Origin of the sequence: Longimicrobium sp. (assembly GCA_036389795.1) — a bacterium.
Classification (GTDB): domain Bacteria; phylum Gemmatimonadota; class Gemmatimonadetes; order Longimicrobiales; family Longimicrobiaceae; genus Longimicrobium.
In genome coordinates this window covers 20,062-31,230 of the sequence record DASVWD010000034.1, presented here as the reverse complement: position 1 = coordinate 31,230, position 11,169 = coordinate 20,062, and the positions used below count along the sequence as shown (strand labels likewise).

Genomic DNA, 11,169 nt, shown 5'->3' with positions numbered 1-11,169 from the left:
GCGCGCGGCCAGGAGCCCGGCGTTGGCCGCGCCCGCCTTGCCGATCGCCACGGTGGCGACGGGGACGCCCTTCGGCATCTGCACGATGGAGAGGAGCGAGTCGAGCCCGCTCAAGCTCGAGGAGAGGACGGGGACGCCGATCACGGGGAGGACGGTCTTGGCGGCGGTCATCCCGGGGAGGTGCGCGGCCCCGCCGGCGCCGGCGATGATCACCTCCAGCCCGCGCTCCTCGGCCTGCTCGGCGTAGCGGAACATGCGGTCGGGCGTGCGGTGCGCGGAGACGACCTCCATCTCGTACGCGATCCCCAGCTCGTCCAGCACCCGCGCCGCCTCCTGCATGGTCTCCCGGTCGGAGCGGCTCCCCATGATGATCCCGACCCGCGGCTGGCTCACGCGCCTCCTCGCTGCTGCCCGTTCGTCCGTGCACGTCTGTGCACTTTGTACAGTTTAGCCACCGGAGCGGCGCGCTGCCAGAGGACCGCCGCCTCCACGGCACACCGTGTACTTTACGCCGCCGGTGGGACAACAGTATAGACGCGCTGGCGTGTGGGCGCGAGTGAGGGGGGTGAGTGCATCGGTACGGCCTTCGGCGCGGCGGCGGGAGTCCTCACCCGCCGCCCTGGCGAGCTGCTGAAAACTCGGCGTCCAGGCTCGTGGGTTGCGGAGCGAAGCCGTGGATCGGCGCGAACCCGGGGAAGGTTCTCGAGACCTCCTCCAGGGCGGAGGCAGGCCGAGCGGAGGGCGGGCTGTCGACCGAGCCTACGGGCCCGGCTTCGCGGGTGCGGAGGCCTGGGCAGGTCCGATCGCCGCACGCACCGCCTCGTACCTCGTGCTGTCGACCACCCCCCGCCACGCCCCCCTCACGCGCCCCGAAGGGTCGAGAAGCACCGTGTACGGAACCGCGACCACCCTCCAGCGCTTCTCCACCTCGGCATCGGAAACGCGGGTTCCGGCGAACTCCAGCCCTGTCTCGGAGGCGTACGTCGAGGTCGACGCCGAATCGCTGAGGGAGACCGCCACCGCGCGGGCTCCATCCAGCCGCAGCACCTGCTCGCGAAGGCGGTTCCACCGCTTCACGGACAGGCGGCACCAGGGACACTCCGTCGTGTAGAGGACCGCGAGCGTGGGCCCCCGGGGCTGCTCCTCGAGTGCCAGGTCCTTCCAGAACCCGGGGAGCGAATCACCCGTCGCCAGGATCCTTTCCTCCTGCTCCTGGCCGGCCTCCGCCCCCCGGGTGAAGCGCACCGCGATCATGGACGCGAAGAACACCACGGAACAGGCGAGCAGGACGTCCGTGCGGCCGGGTCGCTTCATGGCTGCCCTCCCTCCCTCGTGCGGTAGACGTGGACCACGGGCGCCGGCTCGTCCGCCATCACCACCAAGGACGAGTCACGGCGCAGGATGAAGTGTGCCGGCCTGGGAAGACGCCACCTCCCGATGAAGGCACCCGTCCGTGCATCGTAGACGTGGACGTCCCGCGTCTGAAGCCCGTCCTTGCCCGCGGGCCTGCCCCGGAAGAGCGCGTAGACCCGCTCGCCGTCGGTGGACACATCGGTGTAGGCGAAAACGTCCTCGTCCGACAGGCTGAACGGGTTGGCTCCTCGATACGGCTTGATGCGGACCGGCCCGTCCGTACGCCAGCGAGTCTTCCCTTCCCGGTCGAAGCACTCCACCACCGAGTGGAAGCGGTACGCCCACACGACGGCGCAGGGACCGGCGCCATGGGCGAGCACTCCCTGGTTGAGCCGCATCGCATTGCTGGTCCGCAGGATGGGAACACCCGCCGTCCCGATCTTCCGTCCGGCGCGGTCATAGCGGACCAGGACGCTGTTCACCAGGTCGCCCCCCACCCAGACGCCGTCGTCGGAGGGTGCCACGATCCCGAGCGGCGCGTGGTCCACCATGAACTCCGAAACCACCTTCCCGTCCTCGAACCCGATGACCTTCGCGTTCCCGGGGTCCGCGACCCACACGGTCCGTCCCGGGGACACGTCGATCCCGAGCGCGACCGCGATCTCACCCGGCCCGTGCCCGGGCCTTCCTTCGCGCTGGATCGCGAAGCCGTCCATGCCCAGACGAACGGCCGCTTTTCTCTTCGTCTCCAGCGTCCATATCGCACCGTCCGGCCCCCCTCTCAGGTAGGCCGGCAGCTCCAGCACCGGAAGGGCGTCGCTGATCAACGGCTCGGCGTCGCCGTACGAGGCGATCTCCACGAACTGCACGGGAAGCTCCGGCCCCGCATCGGACTTCGAACCGCAGGCCGCGGCCAGGAAGCTGGCGCAGCAACACGCAAACGGGCGCAGGGGAAGAGGCATGGACGTCTGCGAGTTCAGGTTTCCAGTCACCGACCGACACAACCCGGATCGTTCGACATCCGATCCGGCTGGTGCCCGCAGCTACATCTCCAACTCCGAGACCGACGCCGTCTTCTTGCAATCCTGCTCCGAGCCCTTGCAGAGGGAGGTCGTGGCGCCGTCGCACACCCCCATGACCATGCGCTCGGCCCACTGGCAATCGGCTTCGGCGGCCGACGCAGGGAGGGCCAGCATGCCTCCTGCGACGATGAACCCGAGCGCCAGGCTGATCTTGATGGTCTTTTTCATGGTGCCCCCTCGTCGAGTGAATGTTGATCCACACCTCTCCCCTGCGCAGATCGACTCCGTCACAACCAGAGACATCTCGCGATGTCCAAGTCACCCCAGGCAACATCAGTTTACGACCCCTCATTTTGTTTGTCAATCTTTTGTCTGTTTACGTGAGAGAATATAGGAACCTGCAACGCCGAGACCGGTTCTCAGCCTTCCGCGATCCATTGACCCGTTCTCGTCATCTTCAAGCATTCATGCGGATCTAAGGCCATACTCCATCCGGACCGGCGGACCAGATCGGCGCCGATGCGGAGAGCCTGGCCGCGCCGCACCCGTTGTACATTTAATCAGTAGGTGGCTTAATAGAAGCGATACCGCAGGCGCTATCTCGCATGAGGGATGCGCGCCCGGAGGGCCGGGACGCCGCGGCCACGGGGGTATCGTGGCCGCGGTGGCCCGGCGCCGTTGGCCTGCGTGGTTTGCAGGCCTACGGCGCGCGCAGCCCGGCCCGGAGCGCAGCGGAGGGACATGCCCAAACTGCAAGTGCGAAAGTGCTGAGTGCGAAAGTGCGAAAGTAACTACCGACGAGACCCACTCACGCACTCACGCACTTCAGTTCAAAAGCCTTGTTTCCATTTGGGAACACGTATAGCTTTCGTGGCGACTTCCCCAGACAACCCGTGCCGGCTTTCCGAATGGACCTTCGCGACGTGCAGAGGCAGGTGGACGCGTACATCTCGCAGTTCAAGGAGGGGTACTTTCCGCCGCTGGTGAACCTGGCGCGGCTGACGGAGGAGGTGGGAGAGCTGGCGAGGGAGCTGAACCACCGTTACGGGCCCAAGACCAAGAAGCCCGACGAGCCGGAGCAGGACGTGGCGCTGGAGCTGGCCGACATCATCTTCGTCTGCGTGGTGCTGGCCAACCAGATGGAGGTGGACCTGCAGGACGCGGTGGAGCGCACGCTCACCAAGTACCGGGTGCGCGACGCCGACCGCTGGGAACGGAAGGAACCGCAGGGAACAGGGGACAGGGAACAGGGGACAGCCACCGCCTGACGCACTCCGTACTTCGTACCTCGTACCTCGTACCCCGTACTTTCGCACTCTCGCACTTCGCACTTTCGCACTCGCCGTTCATGAACCCGACCGTCTACATCGTCGCCGACGGGGCGGACCAGGTGGCGCTGATCACGGCGCAGCTGGAGCGCAGCCGCCAGTTCGTGACCAAGGGCTTCACCGGGGCCGACCGGGCGCTGGAGGAGGTCCGCGCGGAGCCGCCCGACGCGGTGGTGGCCGACCTGGCCACGGGCGGCGCGGGCTTCACGCAGCGGCTCAGGGTGCTCAACCGCACGCTGCCGCTCATCATCGTGGCGGCGCGCGGGAGCGAGGCGGACGCGGAAGCCGCGCTGGAGGCGGGGGCGACGGACTTCGTCACCAAGCCGGTGGAGGGCAAGGCGCTGGAGACGCGCATCCGCCGGGCGCTGGAGCTGCTCCCCGCGCAGGAGCTGCTCTCGTCGGTGGCGCAGGTGCGCTTCGACCGGCACGGGATCGTGGGCTCGCACGACCTGGTGCAGCAGGTGCGCGAGTTCGTGGACCAGGTGGCGAGCGTGGCGCAGGTGACGGCGCTGCTCCTGGGCGAGAGCGGGACGGGGAAGAACATGGTGGCGCGCGCCATCCACGGGGCCAGCCTGCAGGCGCACATGCGCTTCGTGGAGGTCAACTGCGCGGCGCTGCCGGCCAGCCTCCTGGAGGCGGAGCTCTTCGGCTACGAGAAGGGCGCCTTCACCGACGCGCGGCAGATGAAGAAGGGGCTGGTGGAGGTGGCCGAGGGGGGGACGCTCTTCCTGGACGAGATCGGCTCGATGCCGCTGGAGCTGCAGGCCAAGCTCCTCACCTTCCTGGAGAGCCGCTCGTTCCGGCGCATCGGCTCCACGCGCGAGCAGCAGGTGAGCGTGCGGGTGATCGCGGCCACCAACGTGGACCTGGCGGGCGAGGTGGCGCGCGGCAACTTCCGCGAGGACCTGTACTACCGCCTGAACGTGGCCTCCAAGGTCCTGCCGCCGCTGCGGGCCATCAAGAGCGACATCCCGGCGATCGCGCGGCACTTCGTGAAGCGCGCGGCGGAGTACTTCGCGAAGCCGGTGCCGGAGATCGAGGCGGAGAGCCTGGAGCGGCTCAAGCGCTACGACTGGCCGGGCAACGCGCGCGAGCTGCGCAACGTGATCGAGCGCTCGATGATCTTCTCGCGCGACCACGTGCTGCGCATGCCGGAGCTGACCAGCCCCTCGTCGGCCCCCGCGGCGCCGCCCAACTCGGTGCCGATCCCGCGCGGGCTCACGCTGGAGGAGGTGGAGCGGATGTACATCGAAGCGACGCTGGCCGACGTGGGCGGGAGCATCAACGCGGCGGCCGCGCGGCTGGGCGTCTCACGCAAGGTGCTCTGGCAGCGGCGCAAGCGGCACGGGATGGTCGCTTAGAACCGAAGTGCGAGAGTGCGAAAGTAACGACGCACCCGCATCACGTTCGATCTGGCGAAAGACGCCGCGGAGTCCAGGATCGGACTCCGCGGCGTCTTCGTTTCGGCCGGACTCCGGTGCGGCGGCGGGGAGCCCCCGCCCTGGCGCCTGGCGCGCCTGTCCCTCCCCGAACTTCAGGGGAGGGACTTCGGCGCTGCGCGAGACGGGGTGGAGTCGGGCTTCCGCGCGGATCTCAGGTCATGTTCCTGATCGGGAACAACGCGGTCTTTTCCGTGGGGAAATCTCCGCTCGGAACGGTCGAGAAGGTCGTCTGAGGTGGGAAATTACGCCCGCGGTGAAGGTGGAATGTGGGCCTGGGAGGAAGGCGATGTTCCCGGGGGGAACAGAGGCGTTCCTGTTTGGGAACGAGGGATCGCGCGACGACCTGTCGCCTGTAGTGCTAAGCCGTTGATGTGATTGGCGTTGGGTGAGATGTAGAAGGTGGGCCGAAGCTTGCCCTATACAGGGGCCGAGGATCGCGACACCGATCCATGACCCCAACGTGTAACGTATTCGATTCCAACGGTTTCTAGACACACCCCCAGGGGCGCGCAAGCTGACGTGGCCGCCGCCACATATCGGTTACCCCTTCCTTTCGAGCGCCCCGACTCCGCGCCGGTCCGCCTCCCGCCCGGGTTTCCTGCCCGGGAACATCCTCCCGAAAGCCTCGCCGCCCCCGTCGGCGCCCGACCCTGGTCTGGCGCCACGTCAGCTTTTGTGGCAATGACAGCACGGAATGCAAGCGCCTGAAGGCGCTCGCTGGAACCACGGGAAGCCCTTCGGGCTGGGCCCGCGGCTCCTCGCTTCAGTTGACGGTGGAGATGACGTAGGTGAGGGAGGCTTTCGTGTTTCCCGCCCCGGTGCCGGGAGGGCGGGGGAGGCGCAGGCGGGTGGTGTAGCCGGTGCCGGTGGTCGAGCCGGCGGGGGTGGTGGGGGCGGGGCGGAGGGGGGACGATGCCGGCGCGGCGCCGGGCTCGCCCTCGAGCACGTGCACCACGATGGCGGCGCGGCCCTGGAGGGCGAGGGGCGTCGTCACGTCGATGTGGCCGCCGCGGTCGAAGGCGACGCGGCTCGGGCCGGCCGCGAAGCTCACGCGCTCCACCACTGTCGCCGACGCAGTCATCCGCGCGCTCGCGCCCTGGGCGGCGGCGGGGGCGGTACCCAGCGCCGCCAGCAGCGCCGCGGCGGCGGTCAGGGAGGCTCGGAGGAAGGCGGACGCGTTCATCGCCCGGCGCGCAACGCGAGGTCCGCGCCAGGTGCCGGATCACCCTAAGTCGTTGATCGACAATCTGTTAGATCGTGCTGTGTCCGGAGTCTTCCGGTAGCGGATCCGGACGGGAGGGATTTTCCTCGACCTGCAAGTCTTTACGGATCAACGACTTGTGAGCAGGTGTCCAGAAACGCGTCACCGCCGTGGCGGCGCGGAGGGCGGCGGGGCAGGGGAGGGGGCGGGGCGGGGCGCGGGCTCTCCAGCGCGGCGGAGGTACAGCGGCGGCAGGGCGACGGAGGCGTTCCGGCCCGCGGCGGGGACGTCGAAGGTGAGCGCCCCGGCCTCGGGCGCGGCGCCGAGCGCCTGCAGCGAGCTGGCGGCGACGGTGAGCGTGTAGCGGCCGGCGGGGAGGCGCGCGAAGTAGAACTCGCCGTCGCTGAAGGTGACGGCGCGCAGCGGCTCCTGCGCTCCCTCGCGGCGCGCCTCGACGGTGATGCCGGCCAGCGGGCCCGGCCGGCCCCGCCAGCTCACCCGGCCGGACGCCTCGCGCGTGCGCAGGACGGGGAGGTCGCGCGGGGTGTAGAGGTTCGGCGCGGGGCGCAGCAGGTACTCGGCGACGGCGGGCGCCAGCTCGGGGTCGGCCACGCTCAGGGTGTCGACGCCCAGGTTGAGCACGGCGTAGGGGAGGAGGCCCCAGGCGCGGTAGCGCCCCGCCCGGTCCGACACCGCGCGCTCGCCGCCGATCACCACCGGGACTTGGGGGGCGAGCGGCTCGCCGGGGTCGCGCACGCCGTCGCCGTCCTCGTCGAAGAAGACGACGCCGCTCACCCCGGCGCGGCCCAGCGTCTCGAAGGGGCTGGAGAGGAGGCCGACGCCCGGGTTCCACGCCACGCCGCCGCCCGCGCTCGCGAACGCCCCGGTGCGGGCGCGGTCGCGGAAGGTGTTGGCCTGGAAGAAGGCGGAGGGGGTGCGCGTGACCATCGCGATCGCCAGTCCGGGCGGGCGGCCGCCGCCGTACCAGACGAAGCTGGCGGTGACGCTGCTGGCCTCGCCCGGGCGGAAGGTGGTGCCCAGCGACGCCTGCTCCAGGGCGCCGCCGCCCGCCACGTCCACCCGGGCGTTCACGTTCACGTCGCGCAGCCGGTTCATCCAGCGGCGCGAGGCGAAGGCGTACGCCTGCAGGCTCAGCACGTCGCGCTCCTGGAAGCCGCTCTCGTAACTGGCGGTGAAGCGCGCGCGCCCGAGCCCCGAGCCCATCGCCACCTGCCAGGCGTCCGCGCGCCCGGGCTCGTCTCCCCGCACGCGCGCCTGCAGCGAGAGCGGGTAGGTGCGCGAGAGGGCGCCCACGCGCCAGGTGCTCACCCCCTCGGCGAACCAGGTGCCTGGCGCCAGCTCGGTCTCGCGCCGCCACCCGCCGGAGAGCTGCCAGCCGCCGTAGCGCCGGTACTGCTGGATGGTGGCGTGGAGGAGCGATCCCGCCCGCCCGCGCAGCTCCGTCCGCAGCGAGGGGAAGGGGTTCCAGGCCAGGATCCCGTAGGGCCGCGTCTCGACGGTGCCCGCGCTGTCGCCCCGCGCGAGGTGGTCGGCGCCGACGCCCAGGGTGAGGCTCGGCAGGAGGCCGCGGCGCACGTCCAGGTAGCCGAAGCGCGAGCAGCTCTCGTCGCGGCAGACGCCGGCGCCCGCGAACCAGCGCCAGTCGCCCGCGGGCACCTGGACGGCGGGGACCAGGAAGGTCAGCTCCTCCACCCGCTCCTGTCCCGCGGGGCCGATCAGCCGCACGCGCACGGGCGTGGTGCCGTAGCCGATCGGGGTGGCGACCGGCTCCTGCGCGCCCTGCGTGGAGACGCCCACCAGGTACTCGCCCTGGTAGACCTCGTACTCCCACCCGGCGGGGACCACGGGGCGCACGAGCGCCTCGCCGAAGAACTGGGGCTGGTAGAGCGGCTCGTTGCTGGCGGCCACGCCGAAGAAGGGGCGGGTGACCAGCCCGTCGCTCAGCACGTCGCCCAGCTGCACCTGGCGGATCCAGCGGCTCCCGGGAAAGGCGCGCGCGTACTGCGCGTACGGGTCGGCCACGCGCGCGGCCCCCTCCTGCCCGCCGAAGAGCGCGGTGGCGCCCCCCTCCAGCGCGCCGCCCAGGAGCGCCACGCCCAGCGCGGCGCGCGCGCTCCCCTGCGTGGCCTCTTCCGTCCACGTCCCCGACACCCCCCACCCGGCGGTGACGCCCCCCGTGCGCGACGGGTAGGCGACGTCGGGCTCCTCGCCCCGCAGCAGCGCGCCGCCGCCCACCCTCCGCTCGCCCTCGCGGCGGGCGGCGGCGTTGGCGCGGGCCACCACGGGGTAGTCGGCCCGGCCGCCCAGCAGGATCGACAGGTTCTCCCAGTCCACGCTCACCTCGCCGGCCAGCACGCGGCCGAGCGCGCCCGGGGAGAGGTAGACCTCGCCCTCGCGGCGCAGCCACTCCGCTTCCGGGACGACCACGGTGGCCTCGCCCGAGCGGACGGTGCGGGTGGGGAGGTGCACGCGGGTGCTCCAGACGCCGGGGGGCCACTCCAGCGCCAGGGTGTCGCCGCGCTCGCTGGCGGGGATCTGCAGGTACTCGAGGACGGGGCGCAGGGGGACGAGCGGCTGCCCCTGCGGGTCGAGGAGGACCACCACGGTCTGCGTCCCCGGCAGCGCGGTGAGCCGCAATTCGAACAGCCCCTGCTCCTGGGAAGGGAGAGGGGCGGGCCGAAGCGCGAGCGCGCAGGCGCCCAGCAGGAGCGCGCCCGCGCGCGGGAGCCGGCGCCTGCGCATGGGGCTAGTTGAGGACCGTGATGGTGACCGTGAGCGGCGCGGAGTAGGTGCCCGGCGGGAGCGGCTGGGCGGCGGGGACGGTGAGCCGCCCGCCGACGTAGACGTCCGCCGCGAACACGTTGTTCTGCGGCGTGTTGTTCGGCAAGTCCAGCGTGAGGTACGGCCCCGAGCCGGAGTGCACCGACGGGTCGTACGTGGTCTGCTGGGCGTCGCAGCTGGCGGCGGTGGACGTCGTCGCGTTCCAGACGCAGAGCCAGCCGTACTGGGCGCCGCTCCAGCTCACCGGGAGGTTGACCGAGCCGTTGCTGATCGCCGTGGGCAGGGTGAGCCGGATCCCGTAGCGCACCGTCTTGCGCAGGTTGCTGAAGCGCACCCCGGCCGACCAGGTGCCGGCCGTGTACGGCGGCCGCGCGGGGACGGTGACCACGTCGCCCGGGCCCACGTAGCCGAAGTACAGGTCGCGCGTGGACTCGAGCAGGATCGGCGGGGGCGCCACCCGCACGCTGGCGTTCACGTTGGCCACCGCGCGCAAGGGCGCCTGGGCCTGGGCGGCCGCGCGCCCCGCCCCGCCGGCCGCCGCCAGGGCGGCCGGGAGGAGGAAGAGGGCGAGGCGGCCGGACGGGCTCATGGCGCGACGGAGACCTGGCGGGTGATGGCGTCGGCCGGGAGCGCGCCGCCCGGCGGGAGGTCTTCGCGCTCGGTGTTGATGGTGATGCGCACCGTGAGCGGCCCCTGCGCCTCGGCGGCCACGGGGATGGCCACCCGGCGGCGCATGGCGCGGTAGACGGCCAGGTCGTCGTAGACGGTGCCGACCACGGTGCCGCGCGCGTCCACCACCTCGGCGGTCATCCGCCCCAGGAAGGCGGCGTTGCCGGTGCGCTCCAGCCCCACCTCGAGCGCCACGTCGCCGCCCTGGCGCCGGGCCGCGGCGGCGGCGAGGGTCACGCCGGTGCGGACGTCGCCCTTCCGGTAGTTGGCGGCGATCACCAGCGTGGTGGTGACGTTGAGCTGCAGGCGCAGGTCCCCTTGAGTCTGCTCGATCGGGGGCTGGCCGCCGCGCGAGCTGATCACCAGGCGCGACCAGTACTCGCCGTCGGCCAGGTCGGCCGGGGGCTCCACCATCACCCGCACCACCTGCCGCTGGCCGGGCTGCAGGAGGAGGCGGCGCGGGAAGGCGCGCATCCACGCCAGCGCCGAGGGCTCGCCCGCGGCCGGCTGCAGGGTGAGGGGGACCACGACGTTGCCGGCCGAGTCGGACTGCGGGTAGCCGTAGGCGAAGTCGATGGTGACCTCTTCCGGCAGCGTCCCCGGGTTGTGCAGGGTGAGGATCCCCGTCCGGGTGCGGCTGTCGATGTAGAGCGCCGTGGGGCTCACCGAGACGGCCCTCGCCTCGCGCGCGCCGGCGACGAGGATCGCGAGGGCGGCGAGGAGGGGCGCGGCGAGGCGCGTGAGCCGGTTCCGGATCGGGGGTCCCGCCATCGTTCTGCCTGGTTCCTTCTCTGGTGACTCGGCGGCGGCCGTCGCAGCCGCCGACGAAAGCTACGTGGTGGAGCTCGCGACCACCACGTTGACGGTGATGGTGGCCGTGTACGCGCCGGGCGGCTGCATGGCGCCGGGCCGGGCGCTGCCGCCCAGGTGGAGGTACGCGCCCCCCAGCCCCGGCGGGATGTGGAAGGTGAACGGCGCGCCCGGGTCGAACTCGATCACCTTGCCGGACTTGAAGAAGGTGATCCTCCCGTCGCCGGGGCCGAAGAGGAGGGGGAGCGTCTGGCTGCCGGCCGTCATCGCCGCGGGGAGGCCGAAGGTGACGGTGACGGAGCCCGAGCCCACCAGCTCCAGGGTGGCGCGCCGCGAGGCGTCGAGCGGGCTCACCACCGTGGGCGCCCCCGCGGTGAGGGTGCCGAACTGCAGCCCCTGCCGCGGGAGCACGGTGAGCGAGAGCCTGCTCTGGGCGGCGGCCGGAGACGCGAGCAGGACCAGGAGCGCGGCCAGGAGCCGCGCCCCGGTCCCGCGGCGGCGCCGCGGGGCGCGCGGGCGCCCGGGGTCCGCCGCCGCCACGC

11 protein-coding genes are annotated in these 11,169 nt (G+C 71.8%); 2 read left to right on the top strand and 9 right to left on the bottom strand.

Annotation, left to right across the window (positions count from 1 at the left end):
• From purE to VF746_04300, 4 genes are all read right to left on the bottom strand, one after another.
• On the bottom strand, positions 1 to 393 hold a 393-nt coding region (gene purE / locus VF746_04315; GenBank protein ID HEX8691623.1), incomplete at its 3' end, for a 5-(carboxyamino)imidazole ribonucleotide mutase.
• A gap of 366 nt (positions 394 to 759) precedes the next feature.
• Positions 760 to 1,314, bottom strand: coding sequence for a hypothetical protein (locus VF746_04310; GenBank protein ID HEX8691622.1), 555 nt, complete (start codon positions 1,312 to 1,314; stop codon positions 760 to 762).
• Positions 1,311 to 2,222 carry a hypothetical protein gene (locus tag VF746_04305; GenBank protein HEX8691621.1) on the bottom strand — a complete coding sequence of 304 codons (912 nt, stop codon included), beginning with the start codon at positions 2,220 to 2,222 and terminating at the stop codon, positions 1,311 to 1,313. The genes VF746_04310 and VF746_04305 overlap by 4 nt, the downstream gene beginning before the upstream one ends.
• A gap of 174 nt (positions 2,223 to 2,396) precedes the next feature.
• The gene (locus VF746_04300) at positions 2,397 to 2,603 is read right to left on the bottom strand and encodes a hypothetical protein (protein ID HEX8691620.1); all 207 of its coding nucleotides are present in this window, start codon (positions 2,601 to 2,603) and stop codon (positions 2,397 to 2,399) included.
• 680 nt (positions 2,604 to 3,283) lie between these two features.
• Here VF746_04300 and VF746_04295 point away from each other — a divergent pair.
• On the top strand, positions 3,284 to 3,643 hold the full coding sequence (locus VF746_04295) for a nucleotide pyrophosphohydrolase (GenBank protein HEX8691619.1): 360 nt from the start codon (positions 3,284 to 3,286) through the stop codon (positions 3,641 to 3,643).
• 80 nt (positions 3,644 to 3,723) lie between these two features.
• Complete coding sequence (locus tag VF746_04290; GenBank protein HEX8691618.1) at positions 3,724 to 5,064, top strand: sigma-54 dependent transcriptional regulator; 1,341 nt, start codon at positions 3,724 to 3,726, stop codon at positions 5,062 to 5,064.
• Between the two features lie 844 nt (positions 5,065 to 5,908).
• Here VF746_04290 and VF746_04285 read toward each other — a convergent pair.
• From VF746_04285 to VF746_04265, 5 genes are all read right to left on the bottom strand, one after another.
• Positions 5,909 to 6,328: a hypothetical protein gene (locus VF746_04285; protein ID HEX8691617.1), complete on the bottom strand. Its 420-nt coding sequence runs from the start codon at positions 6,326 to 6,328 to the stop codon at positions 5,909 to 5,911.
• Positions 6,329 to 6,508: 180 nt separating this feature from the next.
• The gene (locus VF746_04280) at positions 6,509 to 9,109 is read right to left on the bottom strand and encodes a carboxypeptidase-like regulatory domain-containing protein (protein HEX8691616.1); all 2,601 of its coding nucleotides are present in this window, start codon (positions 9,107 to 9,109) and stop codon (positions 6,509 to 6,511) included.
• Positions 9,110 to 9,113: 4 nt separating this feature from the next.
• On the bottom strand, positions 9,114 to 9,737 hold the full coding sequence (locus tag VF746_04275) for a hypothetical protein (GenBank protein ID HEX8691615.1): 624 nt from the start codon (positions 9,735 to 9,737) through the stop codon (positions 9,114 to 9,116).
• Positions 9,734 to 10,588: a hypothetical protein gene (locus VF746_04270; protein HEX8691614.1), complete on the bottom strand. Its 855-nt coding sequence runs from the start codon at positions 10,586 to 10,588 to the stop codon at positions 9,734 to 9,736. Before VF746_04270 ends, VF746_04275 begins: the two co-directional genes overlap by 4 nt.
• A 60-nt stretch (positions 10,589 to 10,648) precedes the next feature.
• A complete protein-coding gene (locus VF746_04265) occupies positions 10,649 to 11,167 on the bottom strand; it encodes a hypothetical protein (GenBank protein ID HEX8691613.1) in 519 nt (172 codons plus the stop codon).
• Positions 11,168 to 11,169 lie beyond the last annotated feature (2 nt).

Coding starts and splice junctions, on each gene's coding strand:
- VF746_04310 (HEX8691622.1), bottom strand. CDS start 1,314: ATGAAGCGACCCGGCCGCACGGACGTCCTGCTCGCCTGTTCCGTGGTG.
- VF746_04300 (HEX8691620.1), bottom strand. CDS start 2,603: ATGAAAAAGACCATCAAGATCAGCCTGGCGCTCGGGTTCATCGTCGCA.
- VF746_04295 (HEX8691619.1), top strand. CDS start 3,284: ATGGACCTTCGCGACGTGCAGAGGCAGGTGGACGCGTACATCTCGCAG.
- VF746_04290 (HEX8691618.1), top strand. CDS start 3,724: ATGAACCCGACCGTCTACATCGTCGCCGACGGGGCGGACCAGGTGGCG.
- VF746_04285 (HEX8691617.1), bottom strand. CDS start 6,328: ATGAACGCGTCCGCCTTCCTCCGAGCCTCCCTGACCGCCGCCGCGGCG.
- VF746_04280 (HEX8691616.1), bottom strand. CDS start 9,109: ATGCGCAGGCGCCGGCTCCCGCGCGCGGGCGCGCTCCTGCTGGGCGCC.
- VF746_04275 (HEX8691615.1), bottom strand. CDS start 9,737: ATGAGCCCGTCCGGCCGCCTCGCCCTCTTCCTCCTCCCGGCCGCCCTG.
- VF746_04270 (HEX8691614.1), bottom strand. CDS start 10,588: ATGGCGGGACCCCCGATCCGGAACCGGCTCACGCGCCTCGCCGCGCCC.